The sequence below is a fragment of the Mycetocola reblochoni REB411 genome (assembly GCF_900163835.1).
In the GTDB taxonomy this organism is placed as follows: Bacteria; Actinomycetota; Actinomycetes; order Actinomycetales; family Microbacteriaceae; genus Mycetocola_B; species Mycetocola_B reblochoni.
In genome coordinates this window covers 14,172-40,332 of record NZ_FUKR01000010.1, presented here as the reverse complement: position 1 = coordinate 40,332, position 26,161 = coordinate 14,172, and the positions used below count along the sequence as shown (strand labels likewise).

Here is a 26,161-nt window from a genome sequence, read left to right as displayed (position 1 = left end):
TGCCGTCTGGGGTGGCAGGGCGGCGATGAGGGGGTGGTCGTGGGGGACAGGGCCGAGCTTGGCCGCTCCTCCGGGGGAGCCGATCTCGTCGAAGAACTCGACGTTGGCGCGATAGTACTCGGCCCATTCCTCGGGCAGGTCGTCCTCGTAGTAGATCGCCTCGACGGGGCAGACGGGCTCGCAGGCTCCGCAGTCCACGCACTCATCGGGGTGGATGTAGAGCGAGCGCTCTCCCTCGTAGATGCAGTCGACGGGGCATTCGTCGATGCAGGCACGGTCCTTGACGTCGACGCACGGCAACGCGATCACATAGGTCATGCGTCCTCCACGGCGGTCGGTGTGCGGGTGCGGTCGGTGTGCGGCTCGGCTCGGGCGGCGATGTCGCGGGATGACCGGGCTGAGTGCAACTCTAAAACCTCAACTATGGTTGAGGTCAAGCGAAGGGAGGTGGGTCGATCATGGGCGAGTCCCGAGCGTCGCAGCCGAGCCCCGACGACCTGCTCGCCGTGGGCGAGGTGAGCGAACGCACCGGTGTTGCGGTGTCCGCGCTGCACTACTACGAGCGTCTCGGGCTGATCGCCTCGGTGAGGACCGACGGCAACCAGCGCCGGTACCCGCGGCACATGCTCAGGCGGATCTCGCTCCTGGTCGTGGCGAAGCGGATCGGGATCCCCCTCGCCGACGTGAAAGAGGTGTTCGACACCATCCCGCTCGATGCGACCCCGACGCACCAGGCCTGGCAGCACACCTCGCGCCTCTGGCGTGAGCAGTTGCGCGAGCGCAAGCGCGCTATCGAGCAACTCGACGCCGAGATCACCGGCTGCATCGGCTGCGGCTGCCTCTCCATGAAGGCGTGCGCGCTCCTCAACCCTGGTGACCTGCTCGGCGAGACCGGCCAGGGGCCCCGCCGGCTCTAGGCCCCGCCCCGGACGGGGGATGGCCGCCGCGGCACCACTTCGCCAGAGTGGGCTGGTCCCCGAAGGAGAGCCGATGAGTCATGCCCCCATTCCATCCGAGGCCGAGGCCGAGACCGCGCGTCCGATTCCGCGCGAACGGCCGCGGGTCACGCGTCGTCTGGCGCTGATCTGCACGGGTGCCGCACTTGCCGTCGGCATGCTGCTCGGCGCGGCGGCGAACGGTGAGTCGGGTGTGCTCCGTCGCGACCTGGCCGCGGTTCAGGACCGGCTCGTCACGGCCGAAGAGCTCGTCGCAGCCTCCGAGGAACGAACCGCACAACTGGGACGCACCCATGACGCCGAGCTCGTCGCGTTGACGGAGAGACACGAGGATGAGGTCGAGGCGGTCGAGGAAACGGCACGGGCGTCCGCGGCCGACGCCTCCAGCGAGCTGGAGGAGGCCCAGGCCCTGATCGCGGAGCAGAAGCGCACGATCGAGAGCCATCAGGAGCGCATCAGCGACCTCGAATCCACACCATCGAACGTCGTCGAGCCGCAGGCCGAGTACGTCGGCTCGGTGTCGTTCGGGAACTGCTCGGAGGCGCGTGCGGCCGGTGCCGCGCCGGTGTACTCCGGCGATCCGGGCTACGGGCGTCACCTCGACAGGGACGGCGACGGCGTCGGCTGCGAGTGAGGCCCATACGCCGCGCCGTGATGAAACGTGATGTCACAGGCGGCGGTGTCTTCGTTACGCTGAGGCGAGTCGGCCCGACCGCCGGCGGGGCGGGAGTGAGCAGCCATGATCGAGTTCGAGGGCGTGCGGAAAACCTATCCCGACGGAACGACCGCCGTCGACGGGATCGATTTGACGATCCCCGCGCGTGAGATCACCGTCCTCGTGGGGTCCTCCGGCTGTGGCAAGACCACGCTGTTGCGGATGGTGAACCGCATGATCGACCCGACGGCCGGCACGGTCAGCATCGACGGCGAGGACGTCGGATCGCTCGACCCCGTCCGGCTGCGGCGTCGCATCGGCTACGTCATGCAGAACGGAGGGCTGCTTCCGCACCGCAGCGTCCTGGACAACATCACCACGGTGCTCCGGCTGAACCGGGTGCCGAGGGCGCAGGCGAGGGCCCGCGGGCTCGAGCTGATGGACACCGTGTCGCTCGACCGCGGCCTGGCCTCGCGCTACCCGGCGCAGCTCTCCGGCGGCCAGCAGCAGCGCGTCGGTGTGGCGAGGGGGCTCGCCTCCGACCCGAACATCCTGCTCATGGACGAGCCCTTCGGAGCCGTCGACCCGATCGTCAGGGCGGAGCTGCAGCGGGAGCTCCTCCGCGTGCACCGAGAGCTGGCGAAGACGATCGTGTTCGTCACCCACGACATCGACGAGGCCTTCCTCCTCGGCGACCGGGTCGTGATCCTACGCACCGGGGGCGTCATCGCCCAGCAGGGCACGCCAGCCGAGATCCTCGCGCACCCGGCGGACGACTTCGTCGCCGGGTTCATCGGCGCGGACAGTGGGCAGCGGCGCCTGCGGGTCGTCGAGAGGGACGGCGCCCGCATCGTCGTCGACCGGCACGACCGACCGGTCGGCCTGCTCGACGCCGACACCCCCGCGCACTCGGACCGGCGATGACCTGGATTCTCGCCAACCTCGGCCTCATCGGGGACCTGATGCTCGTCCACCTGCGGCTCAGCCTCATCCCCGTCGTGGTGAGCATCCTCGTCGCGGTGCCGCTGGGAAGGCTCGCCCACCGCGTCGGCTGGCTGAGGGGCGGCGTGCTCTCCGTCGTGGGACTGCTGTACACGATCCCCTCGCTCGCGCTCATCACGCTGCTGCCGCCTCTGCTCGGCACGCCGGTGCTCTCCGACGTCAACGTGCTGGTGGCCCTCGGCCTCTACGGCGTCGCCCTGCTGACCCGCAGCGTCGCGGACGCCTTCGACGCGGTCGACGCCGACGTCGTCCGGTCGGCGATGGCCGTGGGCTACACACCGCTGCGCCGCTTCTGGACGGTCGAGCTGCCGCTGGCCGTCCCGGTCATCGTCGCGGGGACCCGCGTCGTCGCGGTGTCCACCGTCAGCCTCGTGACCGTCGGTGCGCTCGTGGGCAGTCGGAACCTCGGCTCGCTGTTCACGGACGGGCTGCAGAGGGGGATCGTGCCGGAGATCGTCGCGGGCATCGTGGCGACGGTCGTCCTCGCGCTCGTCCTCGACCTCGTCATCGCGGCCGTCGGCCGTGCGCTGACCCCCTGGGCGCGGGTGAGCGGGACCTCCGGCGCGGCCCGGCGCGCGTCCCGGCGGCGTGCGCACCGTGCCGAGGTCCCGGGCACCGCGGCTGAGGACGCCGTGACAGGGGGAGGAGCCGCATGAGTGTGTTCCTCGAGGGGATCGCCTGGCTGTTCTCGCCCGACCGGCTCAGCGGGCCGAACCCGCTGCCCGAGCGCCTGGCCGAGCACCTGGGGTACACCCTGCTCGCCCTCGTCATCGCGGCCGTCATCGCGGTCCCCCTCGGCTACCTGATCGGTCACACCGGCCGGGGTCGCGACCTCGCCGTCGGCCTGTCGGGCGCGGCGAGGGCGCTGCCGTCGCTCGGGCTGTTGTTCGTGCTGACGCTGCTGGTCGGCATCGGTGACGCCCCCGTCGCGGCGACCATCGTCTTCGTGGTTCTCGGCATCCCTCCCATTCTCGCGGGCGCATACGCCGGCTTCGAGTCGGTGGATCGCCGGGTCGTCGACGCGGCACGGTCCGTCGGCATGACGCCCCTCCAGGTCGCCCTGCGGGTCGAGGCGCCGCTCGGCCTGCCGCTGCTCATCGCCGGGGTGCGCAGCGCCGCCCTGCAGATCGTCTCGACCGCGGTGCTCGCGGCGTACGTCAACCTCGGCGGTCTCGGCATCTACCTTCAGCGCGGCATTCAGCTGCGTTCCTACGACGAGATGATCGGCGGTGCCATCGTCGTGGTGCTGCTCGCCTTCGCCATCGACGGATTCTTCGCCCTGCTGCAGCGGCTGTGCACCCCCGCGGGTGTCCGGGTCGCCGGCGGGGCTGCGCAGACCACCCGCGGCCGACGCCACCGGCGTCCGGCCACCCCGAGAGGAGCAGCACAATGACCGCAGTATCCACCAGACGGCGCCTCATGCGCGCCGGAGCAGCAGCGGTGGCGCTCGCGACCGCCGTGACCCTGACCGCGTGCGGGACGAGCGACAGCCTGTCGGGCGGGGGAGAGAGCACCGCCTCGAGCTCGGGCGCGATCACCATCGGATCCCAGGACTACTACTCGAACGAGATCATCGCCGAGATCTATGCGCAGGCCCTCGAGGACTCCGGCCAGACGGTCGAGCGGTCCTTCCGCATCGGGCAGCGCGACGTCTACATGGAGGCGCTGACGAGCGGCGAGATCCAGCTCATCCCCGACTACACCGGCAACCTGCTGCAGTTCTACGACGCCGACACGGAGCTGCGCAGCAGCGAGGAGGTCGCCGCGGCGCTCCCCGACGCGCTGCCCGACGGCATCAGCGCCCTCGAGGCGGCGCCCGCGCAGGACGCCGACTCGTACAACGTGTCGGCGGAGTTCTCCTCGGCGAACGGCATCACGTCCCTCACCGATCTGGCCGACTACGACGGCACGCTGACGGTCGGCGGCAACGCCGAGCTGGAGAGCCGCCCGTACGGGCCCGACGGGCTGAAGGAGCTCTACGGCGTCGACGTCGACTTCGCCGCGATCGGCGACAGCGGCGGACCGTTGACCAAGCAGGCCATCCTGGACGACGACATCCAGCTGGGTGACATCTACAGCGCCGACCCCGACCTGGCCGGGGGCGACTTCGTGACGCTCGACGACCCGGAGAACCTGCTCCTCGCGCAGAACGTCGTCCCCGTCGTCGACGACGCGGTGGCCGACAGGGTCACCGATGTGCTTGCACCGGTGAACGCCGCGCTCACCACGGACGAGCTGATCGCGCTGAACGCGGCCAGCGTCAACGACCAGAAGGACGCGGCGACGATCGCCACCGACTGGCTGACCTCGAAGGGCCTGCTCGGCTAGGCGGGGCATCCGGCGGTGGCCGGCGTCGCGCCGTGGGGCGGGGCGCCGGCCACCGCCGTTCAGAGCGGCCGCAGTGCCGCCGTGGTGGTGATCGGCTCGCGCTGGCCGCCGCTGTGCACGACCTCGTTGCCGTCGAGGGTGAGCTGGCTGGCGTGGGCGCGCAGCGCCGCCCTGATCGCACCGTCGTCGTCGGGCGTGACGAGGACGGATCCGGAGTGACCGGAGGTGTCGGAGGTGCCGGCCACAGCGCTTCCCGGCGCCGGGCCGACGGCGGCCGCGGCGACCCCGCTGTGAGCCGAGGCCGCCCGCAGCAGGCGGTGGCAGCGCCGGTGGTCGGGGTGGCCGTACCCGCCGGCCTCGTCGTCTCCGACGAGCAGCCCGGGCCGCAGCAGCTCGATGAGCGCGAGCAGATCGGCCACCTGCTCGTCCTCGTCGCCGGCGGTCAGCGCGTCCGCCGTGACGTCGGCGGCCGGGCCGGCCAGCCCCGGACGGAGCCAGCGCATCCCCGAGTCGGAGTACGCGCGCGGCGGCAGCCCCGCGGCGCGCGCGGGGGGCGTGCCGAGCACGAAACGGCGCCGGATCCCGAGGGCGGCGCAGGCCAGGTCGAGCTCGTGCTGACGGTGGGCGCGCAGGCCGCCGGAGGCGGCGACGGCGTCCGCGTGGCCGGTGACGATCTCTCCGCGCTCGCCCCGCGTCGCCGTCACGAGGGAGACGGCGACGCCTCTCTCCCCGAGCCACGCGATCAAGGGGCCCGAGCTCAGCGTCTCGTCGTCGGGGTGGGCGTTGAGCACCAGGACGCCGCGCGACGGGTCGCCGGGGAGCTGGGCGGGGGAGGTCAGCGGCGGCACGGTCATCGCAGCCCCCTCCCCAGGGCGAGGGGGAGTGGTATCCCGTCGACGGCGGCGGCGTACGTCTCGGCGAGCTCCGCCGCGGAGACATCCCAGCCCCGCGCGAGCGCTCGTCGTCTGCCCTCCTCGCCCCAGCGGGCGGCGCGGGGGAGGTCGGTGAGTACCGTCGTCATCGCGTCGGCCCAGTGCCCGGGGTCGCGGTCGGCGATGACCCGGCCGGTGGCGTCGTCGTCCACGGCCTCGATGAGGCCGCCCGCCGCCGAGGCGATGACCGGGACGCCGCTCGCGGACGCCTCGGTCGCGACCAGACCGAAGGTCTCGGAGTAGGACGGGACCAGCACGGCGCTCGCCCCGCGGAACAGGACGGCGAGCTCGGGGCGGCTCAGGGCGCCGACGAAGCGGACCCGGTCGGCCACGCCGAGCCGGGCGGCGTCCGCCTCGAGGTCTGTGCGGTAGCCGGGAACCTCGGCCGACCCGGAGCCCGCGACCACGAGGTGGGCGCCGAGGGCGCGGGGCAGGAGCGCGAGCGCCTCGACCGCGAGGGCGATGCCCTTGAGCGGGTGCAACCGCGCGGCGACGACGAACTCCGCGCGCGGACGGGCCGCGCCCGCCGCCTCCGGGTGGAACAGGACCGAGTCGACACCGGGCCGGACCACCGCCACCGTCCGCGGATCGGCGCCGAGCCGGTCGACGGCGGTGCTCGCCTCGGCCGTGCTCACCGCCACGATGCCGTCGCTCGCGCGCGCCAGCATGGCCTCACCGGCGAGGCGTCCGGGCGATTCGGCCCGCTCGCCGTCGCTCAACGGGCTGTGGTCCGGCGCGGCGATGCTGTGGAAGCTCTGCAGGTGGGGGATGCCGCGTTCCCTGGCGACCGGGAGCGCGGCCATGCCGGAGAACCAGTGATGGGAGTGGATGACGTCCCAGGGACCCTCGCCCCGCAGCGCATCGCCGAACGCGTCGATCCACGCCTCGTGCTCGCCCTTCGGCAGCTCGCGTGCGGGGCCGGCCGTGAGCACCCTCAGGGTGACGCCGTCGCCGACGGCCATCGCGTCCGGCTGCGACGGGGACGAGCGCCTGGTCAGGATCTCGACGTCGTGTCCGAGGGCGCCGAGGGCCAGCGCCTGCTGTCGCACGACGACGTTCATCCCTCCCGCGTCACCCGAGCCGGGCTCCGTCCCTGGGGAGGTGTGCAGGCAGACGAGGGCGATGCGGAGGGGACTCACCCTGAAAGCCTAGTCGGCGGCCCGCCGGGGAGGCGTCGGGCCGGCGTCGCCGTCGTCGGAGGGGTCCTCGGCCGGCGGCTCCGGCGCGAGCGGGGGGTAGACGCGCCGGAGGACGAGGCGTTCGACGAGCGTCCAGCTCGTGGTCGTGAGCAGGTAGATGCCCGCGGCCAGCGGGATGAACGCGGCGATGACCGCGGTGAGGAAGGGCAGGAAGCTCATCGCTCTGAACACCCCGCTCATGTCCGGCATGGCGGGCATCCCGGGCGCGGGCTGGGCGGCGGGCTGGGCGGGGGCCGTGATCGGCAGCAGCCGCCTGGACGTCTGGGCGACGACGGCGATGAGGACGATGATCGCGGCGAAGACGACGATGCGGCCGGCCGAGAGGGTGCCGTCGGCGATCCCGCCCACGAGCGAGGACCCGAGTGGGATTCCGAGGAGCGTCTGGCCGAGCAGGTCGTTGGGGTGGCCCCCCACCGTCGGCAGGATGAACAGGCCGTACACGGCGGCGAGCACGGGCATCTGGATGAGCACGGGCAGGCAGCCCGCGGTCGGCGAGGTGTTCTCGCTCTGGTAGAGCTCCATCGTCTTGCGGGCCAGGAGTTCCCTGTTGTCTTTGTGCGCCGCGTTGAGCTCGGCCAGCCGCGGGGCGAGGCGGGACCTGGCGGCGGCGGCCTTCGCCTGGGCCCCCCCGACCGGGATGAGCAGCGTCCGGACGATGAGGGTGAGCAGAACGACGGCGAGCGCCGCGGAGGCCGAGCCGGCCAGCGGCTCCAGCAGCTCGGCGATGCCGGTGATGACGGTGTGGGCGAGGTCGATCAGTGCGGCCAGCGGGCCGAACTCGTAGATGTTCATGGGTGTCCGTTCTATGTGGTCGTCGACGAGGGGAGGCCATCGCCGGGACCGGAACGGGTCAGGCGATGGCTGGGGTCGTCGGCGTCCCCGGGGCCCTCGGACGCGGGCGCCCCGCGGCGTCGGGAGCGATCTGCGGCCGCAGCGGCGCGCTGCTTCGCACCGGGTCGCATCGGCGCGGGGGTGCGTCGACGCCGGAGGGCAGCCGGATCCCGTTGCTGACCGCACGGCCGAGGAGGAGACCACCGGCGATCCCGATCGCGCCGAGGGCGGCGATCACGGCCCAGAGCTCGGCGGTCTGCGGGGCCTGGACGATCCCGGCGAGCAGCCGAGCCAGCGCGAGGACGGCGATCATGCCGCACCCGCCGCCGCAGCACCGGGCGCGACGTCTGGCCGCGTGGCGGTCTGGCTGGAGTCGAGCACGACCCTGATTCTAGCCGCGTCGACGCCGTAGACTGGAGCGGCTCGGTCGCGCAGGGACGACCGCGATGGGTGGAGGAGACGACGGTGGCCCTCTTTCGGCGGCGACGCAAGCGCGAGTACGGTGTGGGGACGTTCGTCGCGCCCGAGCCGGTTCGGCCGGCGAGCGAGGACGAGCTCGTCGCCGAGGGCGTCATGATCGCCGGCTACGCCGTCCGGATGGCCGTCAAGAACCAGATCATCGTGTCCGCCCTCGAGGATCGTGCCGACTTCGACCGCCGGACGGCGATCGAGACCGCCGTGGCGGAGCTGCGGCTCCTGGCCGCGGAGAACAGGGACTCGTCGGCGCGCATCGAGTCGGCGCGGGTCACCGCGACCGGCCAGCACGGTCGGCCCCGTCACCAGCACGACTACCAGATGCGCGACTCCATCGCGCTGAGCACGCGGCGTGCGGTGTACGACTCCCTTGCCGAGCGGCTGACCGCGCTGTCCGAGGACGAGGACTTCCTGTCAGGGATGGTCGATCAGGCCAAGACGGAGGCCTGGGAGGAGGTGGGCGCCACGATCGAGGCGCGCCTGCCCGACAACACGCCCGGTGCGGTCAGGACCAGGGACGATGACGAGGTCGCTCGGGTGATCGCCCAGGACCTCGCGGCGCTCAGCAAGGTGAGGGCGGCCCAACGGCGCCGCCGCCAGTCCCGGCCGCAGGGAGGGGACTGACGGCGGAGGCTCCGCGGCCGTCAGCGGGTCCGGTAGCGCGTCGGCGCGACGCCGACGACGGCGGGCCGACGGCGACGTGCCAGCCAGACGGCGATCCCGGCGACGAGGATCATGACCGCCATCGGGATCAGCATCTCGACCCCTCCAACGCCCGCACCCCGGTCGAAGACCCCGTCGGTCTGCCCCATGAGAGCGGTGGGGATCAGGAGGAAGAGGTTGTTGCAGATGTGGATGAGCACCGGGGCCTCCAGGCCGCCGCTGGCCCAGGCCGCCCAGCCCATGGCGAAGGCGAAGCACAGGTAGTAGGCGTTCAGCCACATATCGGTCGCGCCGTGGGCGACCATGAACAGCGCGGCGGACACCAGGCTCGAGACGACGAAGGCGATGCGGGCGGAGGCGAACCAGCCGCTCACCGAGCGCTGGACGAGCCCGCGGGCGCCGTACTCCTCGCCGGCCGACTGCAGCGGGGTGGTCAGGACGACGACGAGAAGCATGCCGATGGTGAACGCGTCGAGCGTGACGTCGTCGAGGGGGGAGGTGAGCACGCTGATCGCCACGTAGATCGCCATCACCGGCGCGATGATGAGCGCGAGTCGCCAGAACCAGCGCCACCGGAACCCGCCCTCGACGGAGCTGAGCCAGCGCGGGCGGACGCCGTACAGCGCCCATTGCATGAGCATGGAGACGGGGATGAGCGCGGCGAGCGAGAGGTTGTTGGCCAGCATGAGCGTCGGGGTGAACACGAGTGTTCCGCTGGCGAGGTCGTCGACGGTGGTCCAGCCGACGGCGATGTCGATGAGCATCGCGGGGATGCTGAACACGACGCCGAGGATGAGGACGGTGAGCACCACCGTGAGGATGCCGAGCACGCCCCTCCACCAGCCGACGACGGGTCGGAGCGCGTGGTGGTAGCGGCGCGGCTCGAGTGCGGCGGCGGTGGGCACCGGGCGGTCCGGCGGCAGGGGGACCTCCGCGGCGCGGTCGTCGGGTCGGGGGTCGTTCGTCGCGGTCATGGCCCATACGCTACGGGCTCGGCTGCGCCGATGCGAGCGGCCGAGCGGCTCGGCGCTGTCGGTCGCCCTCGGTACGATTGGCCCATGCGCCTGATGCACAGCTCCGACTGGCACATCGGCCGTCGGCTGCACGGTGCCGTGCTCGAGTCCCAGCTGGACGAGGTGCTGGGGGCGCTCGTCGAGCAGCTCGCCGCGGACGCGGTCGACGTGCTCCTGGTCGCCGGCGACGTGTTCGACCACGCGGCGCCGTCGGCCGCGGCGTACCGCCAGCTGGACCGGCTGCTCCGCGCGGTGCGTGCCACGGGCGTGGCGGTCGTCCTCATCCCCGGCAACCACGACTCGGCTGCCCGCCTCGGGTTCCAGTCCGGGTTCGCCTCGGCTGCGGGCGTGCACGTGCTCGGCGATGCGGAGCGGCTCGACGTCCCGGTCGAGCTCGCGGACGCCGACGGGCCGGTCCTGATCTACGGGGTTCCGTTCCTCGAGCCGGCCCTGCTCCGCAGGGACGACCCCTCCGCCGGCGTGACCGGTCAGGCGACGGCGATGCGCTGGGCGATGGACCGGATCAGGGCCGACATCGACGACCGCACGGGGGAGGGGGCACGGCCGCCGCGCTCGGTGGTGCTCGCGCACAGCTTCGTCGCCGGGGTGACGGGAGGCGACTCCGAGCGCGACATCACCGCGGGCGGCGTCGACCTGGTGCCCCTCGACGTCTTCACCGGTGTCGACTACGTCGCCCTCGGGCATCTGCACTCGCCGTCGGTGCTCGCCGAGGGCGTCAGGTACAGCGGCGCGCCGGTGCACTACAGCTTTACCGAGGCGGGCAATGCGCGGGGCTCGTGGCTCGTCGATCTGGGGCCAGACGGCCTCGACGCGGTCGCGTGGCGGCCGCTTCCGGTGCCGCGCCCCGCCCGCACCGTGACGGGAACGCTCGAGGATGTCCTCGCCCGGCCCGCCGGCGAGGGGGAGCGCGACGACGACTGGCTGCGGGTGATCCTCACGGACGCGGTCAGGCCGATGGACGCGATGCGTCGCGTGCAGGCTCGGTACCCGCACGCGCTCGTCCTCGAGCATCGCCCACCCGCCGTGCTCCCGCGCGAGTCGCGGTACGCCACGGCGACCGCGACGCTGAGCGACAGGGAACGGATCGCGGCGTTCCTCGGTCACGTGCGCGACGGCGCGGGGCCCGACGACGCCGAACGGGCCCTGATCGACGGGGTCCTCGCCGAGCTGGACGCGGGGGAGCGCTCGTGAGGATCCTCTCGGTCGAGATCGCCGGCTTCGGACCCTTCGTGCGACGGCAGCGCCTCGATCTCGAGGCCATGCCGGACGGGCTGTTCCTCATCACCGGGCGGACGGGGGCCGGGAAGTCGTCGATCCTCGACGCGATCTGTTTCGCGCTCTACGGCAGCGTGCCGCGATACGAGAAGGCGGAGTCGCGCCTGCGCAGCGACTTCGCCTCCGCGGAGGACCCGAGCGAGGTCACGGTCCGGTTCTCCACGGCGGGCGAGCTGTACGAGGTGACGCGCACGCCGTCGTGGGACAGGCCCAAGCGCTCCGGGACGGGGACGACCGAACAGAAGTCCACCGCGCGGCTGCTGCGGCTGGTGGACGGCGAGTGGCGCGTCGAGGCGAGCCAGCTCCGCGAGGTCGGGGCGGAGATCACCCGCCTGCTCGGGCTCAACCGCGAGCAGTTCCTTCAGGTCGTCCTGCTGGCGCAGAACAGGTTCCAGGAGTTCCTCCGCGCCGGAAGCGACGAGCGCCAGACGGTGCTGCGCAGCCTGTTCGACAGCGAGCGCTTCGACAGGGTCGAGCGGATGCTCGAGCAGCGTCGGCGCGACGGGGAGGGCAGGGGCGCGGCCGAGCTGGCCGAGCTCGAGCGGGAGCTGGCGCGGCTGCATCAGCTCGCCTCCGCCGTGATGGGCGAGGAGCACGGCCCGGATGAGGGCGCCGGGGCCGACGGACGGACCGAACCGGCCGAGCCGCCCGTCGGACCACCGCCGGCCGTCGCCGAGCACGAGCTGCCCGTCGACGCCGTCACCGACTGGGTCTCGGCCGTCGTCGCCGTCCTCGTCGAGCGTCGCGACGTCGCGGCCGCCTCTCGCGAACGGTGCGCCGAGGACGCGGCGGCACGCGCGGATGAGCTGACCGCCGCGGAGGAGCAGCGGTCGCGGGCGGAGGAGTCACGGCAGCTGCAGGCGCAGATGCAGCACTTTCTCGCCGGCACGGAGGACCGCGCGGCGCGCGGGGAACTGGTCGCGCGTGCCCGGTCGGCGGAGTCGCTTCGCGCCAGGGTCGAGCAGGCCGCGGAGGCCGAGCGGGCGGTCGCCGTAGCGGGGGTTGCCCTCTCCGAGGCGTTGTCGGCGTGGAGCGTCGACGGTGATGCCCTCGGCGAGGAACCGCCCGTCCCTGCTGACGAGGCGGAGGCGCACCTGCTCCTCGACGCGGTGAGCGAGCGGAGGGGGACGGTCGACGCGGCTCGCGAGGACGAGAGGCGACTGCCGGAGCTCCGCGCGAGCGCGGAGGCGGCGCGCCGCGAACAGGAGAGGTCCGAGGCGCGCCGTGCGCTGCTGGACGCCGAGGCGGCCGAGCTGCCCGCGGCCAGGGCAGCGGCGGAGCGTCGGCTCTCTGCCGCTGCCCTGGCGGCCGAGCGGTTGAGGGTTCTCGACGACTGGACGCGTCAGCTGGGCGCCGTGCGTCAGGCCGCCGTCGATCGCGCCGACGCCGAGGAAGAGCTCGCGACCGCCGTCCGGCGGGAGCACGACGCCCTCCGGGCGTCGACCTCGGCCTCCGCCGCGCAGCTGGCGCTCTTCCGGGCGCGGGTGCAGGAGCAGGCGGGTGTCCTCGCCGGGGAGCTCCGCCCCGGTGAGTCGTGCCCCGTGTGCGGGTCGCCGGACCACCCCTCGCCGGCGGAACCGGCCGCGCGGGTGTCCGACGACGCGCTCGAGCGGGCCCGAGAGGAGCTCGAGCGTGCGGAGGCGGAGCGGGCCGCCGCGGGCGAGCGCGCCCGCGTGGCCGGGGCCTCGCTCGCCGCCCGCACCGCCAGGCAGGCAGAGCTGGTCGCCGCCCTCGCGGCGGCCAGGGGGGTCGACCCCGCGCCGGGGTCCGACGGCGACGTGATCCCGACCCTGAGCGCCGAGATCGATGCGGAGCGCGCGGAGATCGCGCCGCTCGCGGCGGACGCCGCCGACGCCGAGCGGGAACGCGACCGCACCATCAGCAGGGCGGAGGGTATCGAGCAGGAGCGTCGGACCGCCGGGTCCGATGTCCAGCGCGCGGCCGCGGAGGCGGCGGCCGCCGCGGAACGCCTCGCCGAGGTGCTCGCCCGCTGCGATGCGGCGCGCGGCACGGCGCCGTCGCTGTCCGCGCTCTCCGAGGCGTTGCGCGGACTGCGCGATGGCACGCAGCGGCTGCTGTCCGCACGGCGGGCGCTGGCCGAGGCGGTCGAGCGCCGTCGAAGGGCCGGGGAGGCCCTGGGGACGGCGATCGCGGGGAGCGGATTCGCGGACGCGGCCGCGGTGACGGCCGCGCTTCTCGCGCCGGGGGCGCTGGCGGAGGCCGAGCGCCGTCTCGAGCAGGAGCGCACGGAGGGCGTCGTTTTGGAGCGGCGGATCGCCGAGCTCGGCGAGACGAGCGCGCCGGACGACGAGGAGCTCGACCGTCGTCGCCGGTCCGCTGCGGCCGCGGCGGAGCGCCTCTCGCTCGCCGACCACGCGCGACGGGCCCTCTCCGAGGGTGTGACGAGGGCCGTGGACGCCGCCGAGGCCCTGCGCCGCCACCTGAGGAGGGCCGAGGAGGCGCTGCGCACGCACCGCGTCATCGCCCAGCTGGCGAACACCGTCGCGGGACGGGACCCCAACCGGCGACGGATGCGGCTCGAGAGCTACGTCCTGGCCGGAGAGCTCGAGCTCATCGTCGAGGCGGCCAACACGCGGCTCGAGGCGATGACCTCCGGACGCTACCGCCTCGTCCACGACGATGCGCCCGGCTACCGCAACACGAGGGCGGGCCTCGGCCTCGCCGTCGAGGACGCCCACACCGGCCGGAGCCGGAGCACCCGCTCGCTCTCCGGGGGCGAGTCGTTCCTCGCCTCGCTCGCGCTGGCGCTCGGGCTGGCCGAGGTCGTGACCGAGCGCTCGGGCGGCGTCCGCCTCGACACCCTGTTCATCGACGAGGGGTTCGGCTCGCTCGACGCGGAGACGCTCGACGTGGCGATGTCCACCCTCGACGGCCTCCGCGCCGGCGGGCGCACGGTCGGGGTGATCTCGCACGTGGGGGCGATGATCGACCAGATTCCCTCCACGGTGCGCGTCGTGACCCGTCCCGGCGGCGACAGTGCCATCGAGGTCGCGGTCCGCTAGCGCGCTTGCGCCTCTTCACAGACGCGCTGCCCTAGCCTGTGCCTATGACCTTCCTCGCCGCCCCGCCGCAGGGCGCCCCCGTCGACGGAATCGCCGGCTGGGCGGTGTCGCTCATGGAGAAGCTCCGTGAGCCCGGTGCCGGCCTCGCCGTCGCGTTCGAGAACCTCTTCCCCCCGCTGCCGAGCGAGGTGATCCTGCCGTTGGCCGGGTTCTCCGCCAGCCAGGGCACCCTCCAGCTGCTGCCGACGATCGCCTGGACGACGGCGGGGTCCGTCGTCGGAGCCTTCGTGCTCTACCTGCTCGGCGTCCTGCTGGGCGAGCATCGGCTGAGGGCGGTGGCCCGGCGGCTGCCGCTGGTGAAGGAGTCCGACATCACCAAGACGCAGGAGTGGTTCGAGCGGCACGGGTCGAAGGCGGTGTTCTTCGGCAGGATGGTGCCGATCTTCCGCAGTCTCATCTCCATCCCCGCCGGCCTGACCCGCATGCCGATCCCGCGGTTCCTGCTGTTGACCGCGCTCGGCAGCCTCATCTGGAACAGCATCTTCGTCGGTGCGGGCTTCATGCTCGGGCAGAACTGGTACCTGGTCGAGCGCTACGCCGGGGTCTTCCAGAAGGTCGTCATCGTCCTGGTCGTCGCGGGCGTTGCCTGGCTGATCTGGAAGGCGGTCCGCCGCCGCCGCGCGGAGGCTGGCGGTGGCGGTCTGGACGGGGTCGACGCCGACTGAGTCGCGGCGGCGGCGGCGGCAGCGGCGGCCGTGGCGCCGACGGTGCCGCTGCCGAGGGGCCCGCGGGAGCGGCGGCCGAGACCGCCGGTCGCGATCGTCGTGGCGCCGGAACCGCGATCGGACTCAGTAGGAGCTGGTGTCGACGGCGCCCTCGAGCGCGACGCCAGTGGTGGTGCGGGCCTCCAGGTCGGTGATGAGCGTCGCCGTCGCGCTCGTCCCCAGGCGGCTGGCGCCGGCCGCGATGACGGCGAGGGCGTCGTCGAGGCTGCGGATCCCGCCGGAGGCCTTCACCTCGACGGAGGGGCCGACCGTCGCGCGCATGAGGGTGATGTCGGCGACCGTCGCGCCACCGCCGGCGAAGCCGGTCGAGGTCTTGACGAACGCGGCACCCGTGGCCTCCGCGGCCAGGCAGGCGGCGACCTTCTGCTCGTCGTTCAGCAGCGACGTCTCGATGATGACCTTCACCGGGACGGTCCCCGCGGCCTCGACGACCGCGCGGATGTCGTCCTCGACCAGGTCGAGGAGGCCGCTGCGCACCCAGCCGATGTTGACGACCATGTCCAGCTCGAACGCGCCGTCGGCGATGGCCTGCCGGGACTCGGCGACCTTCGCCGTCGTCGAGGTGGTCCCGTGGGGGAAGCCGATGACCGTTCCGACGCCGACTCCGCTGCCCTCGAGCGCCTCGACGGCGTAGCGGACGTCGCTCGGGCGGACGCAGACGCTGAGGATGCGGTACTCCCTGGCGATGGCGAGCTGCGCGTCGACGTCGGCGCGCGTGAGCTCGGGCTTGAGGATCGCGTGGTCGATCATGCCGGCCAGGGCGTCGGTGGTCAGGGTGCTGTCGCTCACGTGCGGTCCTCTTCGTGCTGTTCGTGCTGCCTGCGGGTGTCTGCCCTCAGTGTAGGCAGTCGCGGCGTCGGAGACGCCCCGGTCAACGGGTGCGCGCGGGCGCGGGCGCTTCCCGCGCGGATGCGGTCGATGCGCCGGGGATAATGGGGGCATGGTGATCGACGAGGCGGCCGCGTGCCCCTGCGGTTCCGGTTCGGCGTTCGGGGCCTGTTGCGGCCCGGTGATCGGGGGCGAGCGCCCGGCGAGGAGCGCAGAGGAGCTCATGCGGTCCCGATACTCGGCCTTCGCCGTGGGTGAAGCCGGCCACCTGCTGGCCAGCTGGGCGCAGGAGACCCGTCCGCGACGGCTGGTTCTGGACGGCGGCGAGCGCTGGCTCCGTCTGCGCGTCCTCGGGGCGTCCCACGCGCCAGGGTCCGATACGGCCCTGGTCGAGTTCGTCGCGGTGTCGGAGCGCGCGGGGGTGCGGTCGCGCCTGCACGAGCTCAGCCGTTTCGTGCGGCGGGGCGGACGCTGGTTCTACCTGGACGGCGGGATCGACCCGTCCTGAGCCGCGACCGCGGCGCGGGGAGAGACGCCCGCGGTCGTGCCCTCCTCGGCGCTCGGCAGCGGGCGGAGCTGGGCGGAGACGTAGGGGACGAACCAGGCGACGGCGACGGTCATCGCGACGAACTCCAGAGTGGCGCCGAGCGCGAGGAAGGAGCCCTGGAGCGAGAGCAGCCCGCCTGCGGCCGCGGCGAGCGCCATGAGGGCGACGGCGACGAGGGAGCTCAGGCGCAGCAGCCGACGGCCCGGCGTGGCCGCCGTGACGATCATGGCGAGGCCGGCCAGGGCGAACCCCGCGACGGCGGCGCTGAGGTGCACGGCGTCGGTGGCGGTGAAGGCTGTGCTGCCGGGGACGGGGCAGCCGGCGCTGCAGGGCACGCGGGAGGCCACGGCGAAGGCCGCTCCCGTGCCGAGGAGCAGGAGCCGGACCGTCCAGCGTCGCGTCCGGCGAGCGGTTGCCCCGGTCTGATGGCGCGAGGCCGCCGCCACGGCGATGACCCCGGCGCCGAGCGCGAGCAGTGCCGCGTTGAACGCGGTCGCCGTGGCCGCCTCTGCCGCTCCGAGCTCGCTGACGTACACGGAACGGCCGGTGATCGCCCGCCCCGTCCAGATCACCCCCGTCGCGCCGACGACGAGGACGAGGCCGAGGGTGAGGGCGAGGACGCGCAGGCCGCTCCTGCGCCGTGGGGCGGTGCTCACGGGTCCTCCATCGCTCGTCCGCTTCTGGGTGGGAGAGTTCCGGCGGTGGTCGAGGGGGCCGCGCCGGGTGCTGCTCGCTAGCGTAGGGGGTACAGTGGCGATGAAGTATTCAAACGTATATAAGGAGTGTGCTGTGGGCACCATCCAGCTCGGCGTCGACACCTTCGGCGACGTCACCCTCGGCCCCGACGGGGCGCTGCAGTCGCAGGCACAGACGATCAGGGACCTGATCGCCCAGGCCGAGCTCGCCGACCGGGTCGGACTGGACTCCTTCGGCGTGGGGGAGCACCACCGCGACGACTTCGCGGTCAGCTCGCCCGAGACCGTCCTCGCGGCCATCGCGGCCCGCACCGAGCGGATCATCGTCGCCTCCGCCGTGACCGTTCTCAGCTCCGACGACCCGGTGCGCGTGTTCCAGCGGTTCGCCACGGTCGACGCGATCTCCGGAGGCCGTGCCGAGGCGGTCCTCGGCCGGGGGTCGTTCACCGAGTCCTTCCCGCTGTTCGGCTACCGCCTCGAGGACTACGAGACGCTGTTCGCGGAGAAGCTCGAGCTGTTCACCCGGCTGATCGAGGAGAAGCCGGTGAGCTGGTCGGGTCGCACCCGCGCCGCGCTCGACGAGCAGAACGTGTACCCGAGGACCGAGACGGGCCTGCGCACCTGGGTCGCCGTCGGCGGGAGCCCCGAGTCCGTGATCAGGACCGCCGAGCACGGACTGCCCATGATCCTGGCCATCATCGGGGGAGACCCCCTGCGATTCGAGCCGTTCGCCCGGCTGTTCCGCGACGCCGAGGCGAAGTTCGGCGGGGGGCGTCAGCCGCTCGCCGTGCACTCGCCCGGCCACGTCGCCGCGACCGACGATCAGGCCAAGGACGAACTGTGGCCGCACTACCAGCGCATGCACGCGCGCATCGGACGGGAGCGGGGGTGGGGACCGCTCAGCCGTGAGAACTTCGAGGCCGAGGCGGGCCCTGGCGGCGCCCTGCACGTCGGCAGCCCGGAGACCGTCGCGGCGAAGATCCTGCGCACCCACCGGGTCCTCGGCAACGACCGCTTCCAGCTCAAGTACGCCAACGGGACGATGCCGCACGAGCAGCTGATGTCCTCCCTCGAGCTCTACGGCCGCGAGGTCGCACCGATCGTCAGGGACACGCTCGCGGCCGGCTGACCCCGCGCCGGTGCGGGCCGGGGGTCCGTGCTCCCGTACCATGGGGATGTTCCGCGGTCACACAGCACCTCAGTGGTCGCCCGTCCCCGTCCCGCCCCACCACTAGGAGCCCGCATGCGCGCCTCACGCCTGTCCCTGTCCGTCCTGTCCGCCGGCGCGGTCGTCGTCGCCCTGTCGGCGTGCAGCTCCACGGCGGGCGAGGACGAGTTCGCCCTCGTCGCCGACGGCACCTTCACGGTGTGCACGAACCCCTCGTACAAGCCGTTCGAGTTCAGCCAGGACGGCAAGACCGTCGGCTTCGACATCGACCTCGCCCGCGAGATCGCCGACGACATGGGCCTCGAGCTCGCGCTGATCTCCGCCCCGTTCGAGGGCATCGAGTCCGGTTCGGCACTCGACACCCGCCAGTGCGACGCCGGCATCACCGGGATGAGCATCAACGACGAGCGCGCCGAGCGGATGACGCTCTCCGACCCGTACTTCGAGGACGGTCTCGGGCTGCTCGTCGGCGCCGACGCCGACATCGCCTCGGTCGACGACCTCGGCGACAGCCCCGTCGGCGTGCAGCAGGCCACGACGGGTGAGGAGTACGCGACCGAGCAGGGCCTCAATGTCGTCCAGTTCGAGGAGAGCGACCTCGCCTTGCAGGGGCTTCAGACCGGCCAGGTCGACGCCGTCATCAACAACCTCGCCGTCTTGGGCGCCGCCGTCGCCGGTGATGACTCCCTGACCATCGCGCAGGAGTTCGACACCGAGCAGTACGCCGTCGCCGTGCGCAAGGGCAACACCGAGCTGATCGAGAAGGTCAACGCGACCATCGAGCGCATCAACTCCGACGGCACCTACGACCAGCTCGTCGACACCTGGCTGTCCTGACCCGCCTCGGCGGGGGCCGCGCGGACGGCGCCGGCCCCCGCGTCCGACCGTCCGCTCTGCGAGGGAGAACCCACCGATGACCGTTTCCGCGAGGCAGCGCGCCCGCATCTCGCGGGGAGCGCAGTACGCCGTTCTCGCCGCCGCCGTGATCGTCCTGATCGTCGTGGCCGACTGGGGGCAGCTGCAGCGTGCCTTCTTCGACCCCGCCGTCGCCGCGGCGCAGTTCCCCGCCATCATCACGGTGGCGCTGAAGAACACGCTCATCTACACGGCCCTGGGCTTCGTCGTCGGGCTGAGCGGTGGCGTGCTGCTCGCCCTCATGCGGATGTCGTCCGTGGCGCCGTACCGCTGGCTGGCGACGATCTACATCGAGTTCTTCCGCGGCGTGCCCGCCCTGCTGGTGTTCATCGCCTTCGGATACGGCATCCCGACGGCGTTCGGCGTGCGCTTCGACACCTACGTCACCGTCATGCTCGCCCTCGGGATGGTCTCGGCCGCCTACATCGCGGAGACGCTGCGCGCCGGGCTCCAGGCCGTGCCGAAGGGTCAGCTGGAGGCGGCCCGCTCGCTCGGCATGTCGCACAGCAGGGCGATGGTGTCGATCGTCATCCCGCAGGCGTTCCGCATCGTGCTGCCGCCGTTGACCAACGAGGTCATCCTGCTGACCAAGGACTCCTCCCTGGTCTACCTGCTCGGGCTCGCGCTCACCCAGTACGAGCTGACCAAGTTCGGCCGCGAGGCCATCAGCAGCGGGGGAGGGCTCACCCCGCTGGTGCTCGCCGGGGTCTGCTATCTGATCATCACCGTTCCGCTCGGGCTTCTCGCCCGCCGGTTCGAGTCCAGGACCGAGAGGAAGGCGCGATGAACGCCAGCACCAGCACGCCCGCGCCCGCCGCGATCGTCGTCGACGGACTGCGCAAGTCCTACGGGAGCAACGAGGTGCTCACCGGTATCGGGCTCGAGGTCGCCGCCGGCGAGGTGGTCTGCCTGATCGGCCCGAGCGGCTCGGGCAAGTCGACGCTGCTGCGCTGCGTGAACCTGCTCGAGGAGCCCAGCGGGGGCGTCGTCACCGTGGGCGGGGTGGACGTTACCGACCCGGACGTCGACCTCGACGGTCTGCGCCGGCGGATCGGCATGGTCTTCCAGCACTTCAACCTCTTCCCGCACCTGAGCGTCCTCGAGAACTGCACGATCGCCCAGCGCAAGGTCCTCAAGCGTCCGCAGGCGGAGGCCGTCGAGGTCGCCCGCCGTAACCTCGACCTCGTCGGGCTGGCGGACAAGGCCGACGCCCTCCCCGCTCAGCTGTCCGGCGGCCAGCAGCAGCGCGTCGCCATCGCGCGGGCGTTGAGCATGGACCCGCAGCTGATGCTCTTCGACGAGCCGACCAGCGCTCTGGACCCGGAGACGGTCGGCGACGTGCTCGCGGTCATGCGTTCGCTCGCCGAGGCGGGCATGACCATGCTCGTCGTCACCCACGAGATGGGCTTCGCCCGCGAGGTCGCCGATCGTGTGGTGTTCATGGACGCCGGCGTGGTCGTCGAGCAGGGCCCGGCGGCCCAGGTCATCGGCTCGCCGCGGAACGAGCGGACCAAGCTGTTCCTGCAGCGCGTCCTCGACCCGACCCACGTCAGGGGCGACGCCGCCGAGGGCTCCGAAGGCTGATCCCGGTCTCCTGTCATGCCGGCCCCGGCTGGTCCTGCCGGCGCCGACCGGCCTCCCGGCTGCGTCGGCAGGGAACCGGGCGCCGGGTGACCGGCGAGGGCCGGTCCGTAGCCGCAGCTGTGGCCGCAGTCGCGGTTACGGCCACCGTCACCGTCGCGGGGTCGTCGGCAGCCGTGTTCGCGTCGCCTCAGGCCCCCGCGGACGTCGGCTCGTAGACGCGGCCGTGGTCCCTCACCCCGGCGAAGCGGAAGGGCCCGGTCGTGCCCCGCTCGCGCGGGTGGTCACCGCCGTCGACGTCGTCGGGGCGCTCGTGCAGTTCGAAGTAGCGCGCGTAGTCGATGGGGGTGCGGCCGTCGATCGCCGCCCTGTGCTCGGTCCGGTGGCTGCGCGTGCGGTATCCCGGCTGGACGACCCCCGCGAACAGCTCGCCCACGGCCCCCGAGCCGTAACTGAAGAACCCGATCCGGTGGCCCGTCAGGTCGTCGGGGCTGGAGTCGAGCAGCGACAGAAGCCCGACGTAGAGCGACGCCGTGTAGCTGTTGCCGAGGACGCGGTTGTAGTCGAGGGTGTGCTCGAGCTGGGCGTCACGCGTCTCGGCGTCGACGCCGCCCTCCCTGGCGAGGGTGGCGTGCCCCTTGACCGCCTGACGGGTGAACGGCTGGTGGTAGCAGAAGTGGTCGAACTCGCTCAGCTCGTGGCCGCCCTGTGCGCGGTAGTCCCGCCAGGACTGCTTGACCGAGTCCAGGTACGCCTTGATCGAGTAGCGGCCGTCCACGATGGCGGTGCTGCGGTAGTTCGGACGCCAGAAGTCCATGATGTCCTGCGTGTACAGGCCGGACACGGGCTCGATCGCGAGGACGTCGGGGGTGGCCGAGATCAGCATCGCCACGGCGGCGGCACCCTGGGTGGGCTCCCCGGAGGATCCGGCGTCGTAGCGGGCGATGTCGGCCGCGACGACGAGGACCTTCTGCTCGGGGTTCCGGGCGACGAGAGCGAGGGCGAGCTGCAGGGCGCCCGTCCCGGAGTAGCACGCCTGCTTGAACTCGATGACCCTCGCGTTCGGGTTGAGTCCGAGCAGCCGGTGCATGTACACCCCGGCGGACTTGGACTGGTCGACGCCGCTCTCGGTGGCGAACAGGACGGTTCTGATCGCGCTGAGGTCCTGACCGTGCAGCACCCGCTGGGCGGCCTGCGCCCCGAGCGTGACGACGTCCTCGTCCGGCGCCGGGATGCTCATCGAGTCCTGCCCGATGCCGATGCGGAACTTGTCGGGGTCGGCGCCCTGCGCCGCTGCGACCTCGTCGAGGTCAAGGACGAGGCTCGTCGTCGCGAGCGAGATGTCTTCGATTCCGAGCTTCATGGCGTGCTCCTGTGTGCTGTGTCGTGCGGGGGAGTGCGGGACGGCGGGGGTCAGCCCGCCGCCGGCGTGCGCTCCAGTGCGATGTGGGACTGCATGAGCTCCCCGGGGTTGGTCTGCGCGGCCATCAGCGACAGTTCCCCGCAGAGCACCGTCGCGGCGATCATCGCGGCGAGCCGGCGCGCGTTCTCCCCCGGGTCGCGGGGTTCCCGCAGGCCCATCGCGACGAGGTTTCGCTCGATGTGCTCCAGCCCCGCGCCCTTGCCGTTGCCGACGGTCCCGACGATGAGGTTGGGGAGGGTGCAGGAGAAGTAGAGGTCGTCGCCGCGCACCTCGGTGTGCGTGATGCCCTGGGAGCCCTCGACGATGTTGGCGGCGTCCTGTCCGGTGGCCAGGTAGATGGCCAGCAGCATGTTCGCGTAGTGGGCGTTGGCGCTGCGCAGGCCCCCGGCGAGCATGGTCCCGATGAGGTTCTTGCGGATGTTGAGCTCGTTCATGCGTTCGGGGGTCGTGCGCAGCCAGCGGGAGCAGATCGCGCCCGGGATGGTGAGCTCGGCGACGACGTTCTTGCCCCTGCCGAGGATGCCGTTGACCGCGGTGGCCTTCTTGTCGGAGCAGTAGTTGCCCGAGATCGAGCCGTAGCGCACACCGGGGACGGTCGCCAGGATCCGCTCCATGAGCCGGTCGGAGGCGTGGGTGACCATGTTGTGCCCCGACGCGTCGCCGGTGCTGTACTCGAACCGGACGAAGAGGAGGTTGCCCGCGATCTGGTGGTGGATGTCGATGAGGCGGGCGAATCGGGACGACTCCGCGACGGTCGCCTCCAGTTCGGGCCTGGCCGCGTGGATGGCGGTGATGGCGGCGAGGGCGTCGGCTGCCCCGTCCGTGTCGAGCAGGATCGACCGTGTCATCCGCTCGTCGACGAGCGTCGCGACGATGCCCTCGTCGACGAGGCGGGAGATCTTCGCTCCGCGGGACACGGACGGCCACAGCGGCGTCTCGTAGGTCGCGAGCGGGACCTCGTGCTCCCCGGTGACGACGTTCCCGCTGAGACGCAACGGCCCCACCCATTTCATCGGGACGGGGGAGGGGACGACGTCTCGTTGTGCCATGGGTGTGTGCTCCTCGCTGCATGCCGCACGGACAAGTGGCGTCCGTCCGTCCAGTCTAGAGTCCGCGCTGGGCGCATCCCGTGCGTGGGCTGGGTGCCACGCCGGGCGTGCGCCGTGCACGCGCGCGCCGGGTGGCCGAGCCGCCTCGTCCTCCCCGCGCGTCAGGCGTCGATGCGGCCCTTCCGTGACGCGGCGGCCGCGGCGGCGGTGAACTCGGCCGCGATCTCGTCCGCCTCGGCTCCGGCTCGGCGGGGCATCGCGAGGCTGACGACGACGGCGGCGATCAGGGCGAGGGCGAAGCCGGGGATGAGCTCGTAGATGACCTCGTGGATCGGCAGTTTCCCCCAGATGAAGACGGTGACCGTCCCGACGACCATCCCAACGACGGCCCCGGCCGCGGTCAGCCGCTTCCAGAACAGGCTGAGCAGGATGATGGGCCCGAAGGCGGCGCCGAAACCGGCCCACGCGAAGCCGACCAGCTCGAGAATGGAGCTCGTCCGGTCGAGGGCGATGAGCCCGGCCACGACCGCGACGACGAGGACCCCGGCGCGGCCGAGTGCGACCATCCGGCGGTCGGAGACGGGGCGGCGGGCCACGATCGTGTACAGGTCCTCGACGAGCGCGGACGAGGTCACGATCAGCTGCGAGGACACCGTGCTCATGATGGCCGCGAGCACGGCGGCCAGGACGAGCCCCGCGACGAAGGGGTGGAACATGATCTGGGACAGCTGCAGGAACACGGCTTCGGGGTGGCTCAGCGTCAGCTCGGGGTGGGTGGCGAAGTAGGCGAAGCCGATCAGTCCGGTGGCCACGGCGCCTCCCGTGGTCAGGAGCATCCAGCCCATGCCGATGGTTCGTGCCCTGCGGGCCTCACCCGGGCTGCGCAGCGCCATGAAGCGGACGATGATGTGCGGCTGGCCGAAGTAGCCGAGCCCCCATGCAGCGGCCGAGATGATGCCGGCGACGGTGCCGCCCTCGATGAGGTTGAGGTGGTTGGGGTCGAGCGCCGTGACCTGGTCGACGACCGCGCCGATGCCGCCCATGTCGATGACGGTGACGATGGGCACCGAGACCAGCGCGGCGAGCATGAGCAGCCCCTGCGCGACGTCGGTCAGCGTCGCCCCGAGGAACCCGCCGAACAGCGTGTACACCAGCGTGATCGCCGCGACGAGGAGCATCCCGGCGAGGTAGGGCACCTGGAAGCTGGACTCGAAGAACACACCGGCCGCGACGAAACCGCTCGAGACGTAGAAGGTGAAGAACGCCAGGATCACGATGCTCGCGCCGATGCGGAGGACGTGGCTGCGGTCCCTGACCCGGTTCTCCAGGAAGCTGGGGATGGTGATGGAGTTCTTGGCGACCTCCGTGTACGAGCGCAGCCGGGGAGCGACGAAGGTCCAGTTCAGCCAGGCGCCGATCAGCAGGCCGATCGCGATCCACGCCTCGACCAGGCCCGTCAGGTAGAGCGCGCCGGGGAGCCCCATCAGCAGCCACCCCGACATGTCCGACGCCCCGGCGCTCAGCGCGGCCACCCCGGGCTTGAGGCCCCTGCCGGCGAGCATGTAGTCGTCCAGATCGCTCGTGCGGCGATAGGCGAACCAGCCGATCAGCAGCATTCCGATGAAGTACAGGGTGATGGCGATGAGCTGGAAGCCCTCGTCGGTCATGGGTTGTCCTCTCGTGCCCGCTCGTCGTTGAACGGAGGGGTCGGGACCGGCCACGCGGTCGGTCGGGGGCTGGCTCGGGCGTTCCGCCCACCTTAGATGTTCGGTGCCGACGCGTGCGATCCCCCTGTGAGCGGATGGTCGGCGGTGCGCGGACCCGGCGTCTAGCCCACCGGCGGCAGCTCCGGCTCTCCCCGCACGGCCGCGCCCAGCTCCGCGCGCACGGCGGCGAGCGCCTGGTTGCCGTGGGAACCGCGACGATGCGCGGTGAACAGCCGTCGCGTGTTCTCTCCATCGATGGGGACCCGGGCGACGGGTGCGGTCGAGGCCGACCAGATCAGGCCGGGGAGCAGCCCGACGGCTGCCCCCGACGCGATGAGCCCCAGCTGTGCGTGCAGATCGGCCGTCACGTATCGGACGTCGGGCTCGAACCCGGCTCGCCGGCAGAGCTGCTCGGCGAAGTGCCTGGATGCGGTGCCGGCCGGCTCCATCGTCCACGGCAGCTCGGCGGCGTCGGCGACGGACGCGATGGCCGCGCCCTCCGGCACGGCCAGGTGGATGCGGTCCTCGGTCAGCTCGTCCCTGATCAGGCCGTCGTGGTGTGGGGCGGAGTGCGCCGGATACTCCTCGGCGATGACGAGGTCGACCTCGCGTGCCCAGGTCTCGGCGAGAGCGGCGCCCGGCTCCCTGTGCACCACCTCTACCCTGACGTCGGGGTGGTTGCGGCGCATCGCGGCGAGCGCGGTCGGGACGATGGTGAGCAGTGCCGATTGGAACGCGGCGATGCGCACGGTCCCGCTCGTCGCCCCGTCGCTGGAGCTGAGCTCGGACTCCGCCTCCTCGAGCACGGTGAGGATCCGCGTCGTGTGCGCGACGAGCCGTTCGGCCTCCGGCGTGAGCAGCACGTTGCGGCCCGAACGCCGGAGCAGGGTGGCCCCGCTCTCGCGCTCGAGCAGGGCCAGCTGCTGCGAGACGGCCGAGGGGGAGTAGGCCAGTGCCTGCGCCACGCCGGCGATCGTGCCCCTGATGCTGAGCTCCCGGAGCAGGCGGAGGCGTCTGACGTCGAGCATGTGATTCAACCCATCAGTTTTGCAGAACAGTATTCATCAGTTTCCGTCACTTTATCTGACGTTT

General features: G+C 72.3%; 27 protein-coding genes. 15 read left to right on the top strand and 12 right to left on the bottom strand.

The genetic code is table 11. The features are described from left to right. A partial coding sequence (gene fdxA / locus FM119_RS02000; protein ID WP_087136020.1) for a ferredoxin occupies nucleotides 1–318 on the bottom strand: 318 nt, incomplete at its 3' end. Nucleotides 319–458: 140 nt separating this feature from the next. On the opposite strand from fdxA, the gene soxR reads away from it, so the two are divergent. The 6 genes from soxR to FM119_RS01970 all read left to right on the top strand — a co-directional run bounded on the left by soxR (nucleotide 459) and on the right by FM119_RS01970 (nucleotide 4,941). Next, a complete protein-coding gene (gene soxR, locus FM119_RS01995) occupies nucleotides 459–917 on the top strand; it encodes a redox-sensitive transcriptional activator SoxR (protein ID WP_087136019.1) in 459 nt (152 codons plus the stop codon). Between the two features lie 73 nt (nucleotides 918–990). Further along, the gene (locus FM119_RS13980; RefSeq protein ID WP_245827185.1) at nucleotides 991–1,590 is read left to right on the top strand and encodes an excalibur calcium-binding domain-containing protein; all 600 of its coding nucleotides are present in this window, start codon (nucleotides 991–993) and stop codon (nucleotides 1,588–1,590) included. 105 nt (nucleotides 1,591–1,695) lie between these two features. After that, nucleotides 1,696–2,535 carry an ABC transporter ATP-binding protein gene (locus FM119_RS01985; protein ID WP_087136018.1) on the top strand — a complete coding sequence of 280 codons (840 nt, stop codon included), beginning with the start codon at nucleotides 1,696–1,698 and terminating at the stop codon, nucleotides 2,533–2,535. Then, nucleotides 2,532–3,269 carry an ABC transporter permease gene (locus FM119_RS01980; RefSeq protein WP_087136017.1) on the top strand — a complete coding sequence of 246 codons (738 nt, stop codon included), beginning with the start codon at nucleotides 2,532–2,534 and terminating at the stop codon, nucleotides 3,267–3,269. Before FM119_RS01985 ends, FM119_RS01980 begins: the two co-directional genes overlap by 4 nt. Beyond that, nucleotides 3,266–4,006: an ABC transporter permease gene (locus FM119_RS01975; protein ID WP_087136016.1), complete on the top strand. Its 741-nt coding sequence runs from the start codon at nucleotides 3,266–3,268 to the stop codon at nucleotides 4,004–4,006. The genes FM119_RS01980 and FM119_RS01975 overlap by 4 nt, the downstream gene beginning before the upstream one ends. Beyond that, the gene (locus FM119_RS01970) at nucleotides 4,003–4,941 is read left to right on the top strand and encodes an ABC transporter substrate-binding protein (protein WP_087136015.1); all 939 of its coding nucleotides are present in this window, start codon (nucleotides 4,003–4,005) and stop codon (nucleotides 4,939–4,941) included. The genes FM119_RS01975 and FM119_RS01970 overlap by 4 nt, the downstream gene beginning before the upstream one ends. A gap of 59 nt (nucleotides 4,942–5,000) precedes the next feature. Here FM119_RS01970 and FM119_RS01965 read toward each other — a convergent pair whose 3' ends face one another. Genes FM119_RS01965 through FM119_RS01950 form a run of 4 tightly spaced genes read right to left on the bottom strand, consistent with a single transcriptional unit; the run spans nucleotide 5,001 to nucleotide 8,216 of the window. After that, nucleotides 5,001–5,795, bottom strand: a complete 795-nt coding sequence (locus FM119_RS01965; RefSeq protein WP_087136014.1) for a PIG-L family deacetylase — start codon at nucleotides 5,793–5,795, stop codon at nucleotides 5,001–5,003. After that, nucleotides 5,792–7,012 carry a glycosyltransferase gene (locus FM119_RS01960; RefSeq protein WP_245827184.1) on the bottom strand — a complete coding sequence of 407 codons (1,221 nt, stop codon included), beginning with the start codon at nucleotides 7,010–7,012 and terminating at the stop codon, nucleotides 5,792–5,794. Before FM119_RS01960 ends, FM119_RS01965 begins: the two co-directional genes overlap by 4 nt. A 9-nt stretch (nucleotides 7,013–7,021) precedes the next feature. Next, the gene (locus FM119_RS01955; protein WP_087136012.1) at nucleotides 7,022–7,864 is read right to left on the bottom strand and encodes a YidC/Oxa1 family membrane protein insertase; all 843 of its coding nucleotides are present in this window, start codon (nucleotides 7,862–7,864) and stop codon (nucleotides 7,022–7,024) included. 58 nt (nucleotides 7,865–7,922) lie between these two features. Continuing rightward, nucleotides 7,923–8,216: a DUF6412 domain-containing protein gene (locus FM119_RS01950; RefSeq protein ID WP_087136011.1), complete on the bottom strand. Its 294-nt coding sequence runs from the start codon at nucleotides 8,214–8,216 to the stop codon at nucleotides 7,923–7,925. A 152-nt stretch (nucleotides 8,217–8,368) separates the two neighbouring features. Here FM119_RS01950 and FM119_RS01945 point away from each other — a divergent pair, with 152 nt between their 5' ends. Further along, a complete protein-coding gene (locus tag FM119_RS01945; protein ID WP_143822594.1) occupies nucleotides 8,369–9,001 on the top strand; it encodes a hypothetical protein in 633 nt (210 codons plus the stop codon). Between the two features lie 20 nt (nucleotides 9,002–9,021). Here the strand turns inward: FM119_RS01945 and FM119_RS01940 are convergent, their stop codons facing one another. Then, entirely contained in the window at nucleotides 9,022–10,014 is a 993-nt protein-coding gene (locus FM119_RS01940) for a CPBP family intramembrane glutamic endopeptidase (RefSeq protein WP_087136009.1), read from the bottom strand. Between the two features lie 84 nt (nucleotides 10,015–10,098). On the opposite strand from FM119_RS01940, the gene FM119_RS01935 reads away from it, so the two are divergent. The 3 genes from FM119_RS01935 to FM119_RS01925 are packed head-to-tail and all read left to right on the top strand — an operon-like array spanning nucleotide 10,099 to nucleotide 15,097. After that, nucleotides 10,099–11,265: an exonuclease SbcCD subunit D gene (locus FM119_RS01935; protein WP_087136008.1), complete on the top strand. Its 1,167-nt coding sequence runs from the start codon at nucleotides 10,099–10,101 to the stop codon at nucleotides 11,263–11,265. Next, complete coding sequence (locus FM119_RS14295) at nucleotides 11,262–14,372, top strand: AAA family ATPase (protein ID WP_087136007.1); 3,111 nt, start codon at nucleotides 11,262–11,264, stop codon at nucleotides 14,370–14,372. Before FM119_RS01935 ends, FM119_RS14295 begins: the two co-directional genes overlap by 4 nt. 44 nt (nucleotides 14,373–14,416) lie before the next feature. Next, nucleotides 14,417–15,097 (top strand): DedA family protein, encoded by a 681-nt coding sequence (locus FM119_RS01925; protein WP_087136006.1) that lies wholly within the window; start codon nucleotides 14,417–14,419, stop codon nucleotides 15,095–15,097. Nucleotides 15,098–15,220: 123 nt separating this feature from the next. Here the strand turns inward: FM119_RS01925 and deoC are convergent, their stop codons facing one another. Continuing rightward, nucleotides 15,221–15,907 carry a deoxyribose-phosphate aldolase gene (deoC, locus tag FM119_RS01920; RefSeq protein WP_087136026.1) on the bottom strand — a complete coding sequence of 229 codons (687 nt, stop codon included), beginning with the start codon at nucleotides 15,905–15,907 and terminating at the stop codon, nucleotides 15,221–15,223. Between the two features lie 190 nt (nucleotides 15,908–16,097). Here deoC and FM119_RS01915 point away from each other — a divergent pair, with 190 nt between their 5' ends. Beyond that, the gene (locus tag FM119_RS01915; protein ID WP_087136005.1) at nucleotides 16,098–16,493 is read left to right on the top strand and encodes a YchJ family protein; all 396 of its coding nucleotides are present in this window, start codon (nucleotides 16,098–16,100) and stop codon (nucleotides 16,491–16,493) included. Here FM119_RS01915 and FM119_RS01910 read toward each other — a convergent pair. Next, nucleotides 16,463–17,188: a DUF998 domain-containing protein gene (locus FM119_RS01910; protein ID WP_179205153.1), complete on the bottom strand. Its 726-nt coding sequence runs from the start codon at nucleotides 17,186–17,188 to the stop codon at nucleotides 16,463–16,465. The two genes, FM119_RS01915 and FM119_RS01910, sit on opposite strands and share 31 nt — an antisense overlap. 100 nt (nucleotides 17,189–17,288) lie before the next feature. Here FM119_RS01910 and FM119_RS01905 point away from each other — a divergent pair, with 100 nt between their 5' ends. From FM119_RS01905 to FM119_RS01890, 4 genes are all read left to right on the top strand, one after another. After that, on the top strand, nucleotides 17,289–18,356 hold the full coding sequence (locus FM119_RS01905; protein ID WP_087136024.1) for an LLM class flavin-dependent oxidoreductase: 1,068 nt from the start codon (nucleotides 17,289–17,291) through the stop codon (nucleotides 18,354–18,356). A 114-nt stretch (nucleotides 18,357–18,470) separates the two neighbouring features. Continuing rightward, entirely contained in the window at nucleotides 18,471–19,232 is a 762-nt protein-coding gene (locus tag FM119_RS01900; RefSeq protein WP_087136004.1) for a transporter substrate-binding domain-containing protein, read from the top strand. Between the two features lie 76 nt (nucleotides 19,233–19,308). After that, a complete protein-coding gene (locus FM119_RS01895; RefSeq protein WP_087136003.1) occupies nucleotides 19,309–20,097 on the top strand; it encodes an amino acid ABC transporter permease in 789 nt (262 codons plus the stop codon). After that, a complete protein-coding gene (locus FM119_RS01890; protein ID WP_087136002.1) occupies nucleotides 20,094–20,894 on the top strand; it encodes an amino acid ABC transporter ATP-binding protein in 801 nt (266 codons plus the stop codon). The genes FM119_RS01895 and FM119_RS01890 overlap by 4 nt, the downstream gene beginning before the upstream one ends. A 187-nt stretch (nucleotides 20,895–21,081) precedes the next feature. Here FM119_RS01890 and FM119_RS01885 read toward each other — a convergent pair whose 3' ends face one another. The 4 genes from FM119_RS01885 to FM119_RS01870 form a co-directional block, all read right to left on the bottom strand. Continuing rightward, entirely contained in the window at nucleotides 21,082–22,254 is a 1,173-nt protein-coding gene (locus FM119_RS01885) for a hydroxymethylglutaryl-CoA synthase (protein WP_087136001.1), read from the bottom strand. Nucleotides 22,255–22,304: 50 nt separating this feature from the next. Continuing rightward, nucleotides 22,305–23,363, bottom strand: a complete 1,059-nt coding sequence (locus FM119_RS01880; RefSeq protein WP_087136000.1) for a hydroxymethylglutaryl-CoA reductase — start codon at nucleotides 23,361–23,363, stop codon at nucleotides 22,305–22,307. A 161-nt stretch (nucleotides 23,364–23,524) separates the two neighbouring features. Next, nucleotides 23,525–25,030, bottom strand: a complete 1,506-nt coding sequence (putP, locus tag FM119_RS01875; RefSeq protein WP_087135999.1) for a sodium/proline symporter PutP — start codon at nucleotides 25,028–25,030, stop codon at nucleotides 23,525–23,527. Between the two features lie 161 nt (nucleotides 25,031–25,191). Then, on the bottom strand, nucleotides 25,192–26,097 hold the full coding sequence (locus tag FM119_RS01870; protein WP_087135998.1) for a LysR family transcriptional regulator: 906 nt from the start codon (nucleotides 26,095–26,097) through the stop codon (nucleotides 25,192–25,194). Nucleotides 26,098–26,161 lie beyond the last annotated feature (64 nt).

Bases quoted from the DNA above. Each gene is read 5' to 3' on its own strand.
- FM119_RS01935 (WP_087136008.1), top strand. From the start codon at position 10,099: ATGCGCCTGATGCACAGCTCCGACTGGCACATCGGCCGTCGGCTGCAC.
- FM119_RS01955 (WP_087136012.1), bottom strand. From the start codon at position 7,864: ATGAACATCTACGAGTTCGGCCCGCTGGCCGCACTGATCGACCTCGCC.
- FM119_RS01885 (WP_087136001.1), bottom strand. From the start codon at position 22,254: ATGAAGCTCGGAATCGAAGACATCTCGCTCGCGACGACGAGCCTCGTC.
- FM119_RS01950 (WP_087136011.1), bottom strand. From the start codon at position 8,216: ATGATCGCCGTCCTCGCGCTGGCTCGGCTGCTCGCCGGGATCGTCCAG.
- FM119_RS01985 (WP_087136018.1), top strand. From the start codon at position 1,696: ATGATCGAGTTCGAGGGCGTGCGGAAAACCTATCCCGACGGAACGACC.
- FM119_RS01980 (WP_087136017.1), top strand. From the start codon at position 2,532: ATGACCTGGATTCTCGCCAACCTCGGCCTCATCGGGGACCTGATGCTC.
- putP (WP_087135999.1), bottom strand. From the start codon at position 25,030: ATGACCGACGAGGGCTTCCAGCTCATCGCCATCACCCTGTACTTCATC.
- deoC (WP_087136026.1), bottom strand. From the start codon at position 15,907: ATGATCGACCACGCGATCCTCAAGCCCGAGCTCACGCGCGCCGACGTC.
- FM119_RS01895 (WP_087136003.1), top strand. From the start codon at position 19,309: ATGACCGTTTCCGCGAGGCAGCGCGCCCGCATCTCGCGGGGAGCGCAG.
- FM119_RS01890 (WP_087136002.1), top strand. From the start codon at position 20,094: ATGAACGCCAGCACCAGCACGCCCGCGCCCGCCGCGATCGTCGTCGAC.
- FM119_RS01870 (WP_087135998.1), bottom strand. From the start codon at position 26,097: ATGCTCGACGTCAGACGCCTCCGCCTGCTCCGGGAGCTCAGCATCAGG.
- soxR (WP_087136019.1), top strand. From the start codon at position 459: ATGGGCGAGTCCCGAGCGTCGCAGCCGAGCCCCGACGACCTGCTCGCC.
- FM119_RS01970 (WP_087136015.1), top strand. From the start codon at position 4,003: ATGACCGCAGTATCCACCAGACGGCGCCTCATGCGCGCCGGAGCAGCA.
- FM119_RS01925 (WP_087136006.1), top strand. From the start codon at position 14,417: ATGACCTTCCTCGCCGCCCCGCCGCAGGGCGCCCCCGTCGACGGAATC.
- FM119_RS01975 (WP_087136016.1), top strand. From the start codon at position 3,266: ATGAGTGTGTTCCTCGAGGGGATCGCCTGGCTGTTCTCGCCCGACCGG.
- FM119_RS01900 (WP_087136004.1), top strand. From the start codon at position 18,471: ATGCGCGCCTCACGCCTGTCCCTGTCCGTCCTGTCCGCCGGCGCGGTC.
- FM119_RS01965 (WP_087136014.1), bottom strand. From the start codon at position 5,795: ATGACCGTGCCGCCGCTGACCTCCCCCGCCCAGCTCCCCGGCGACCCG.
- FM119_RS13980 (WP_245827185.1), top strand. From the start codon at position 991: ATGAGTCATGCCCCCATTCCATCCGAGGCCGAGGCCGAGACCGCGCGT.
- FM119_RS01915 (WP_087136005.1), top strand. From the start codon at position 16,098: ATGGTGATCGACGAGGCGGCCGCGTGCCCCTGCGGTTCCGGTTCGGCG.
- FM119_RS01880 (WP_087136000.1), bottom strand. From the start codon at position 23,363: ATGGCACAACGAGACGTCGTCCCCTCCCCCGTCCCGATGAAATGGGTG.
- FM119_RS01905 (WP_087136024.1), top strand. From the start codon at position 17,289: ATGAAGTATTCAAACGTATATAAGGAGTGTGCTGTGGGCACCATCCAG.
- FM119_RS01940 (WP_087136009.1), bottom strand. From the start codon at position 10,014: ATGACCGCGACGAACGACCCCCGACCCGACGACCGCGCCGCGGAGGTC.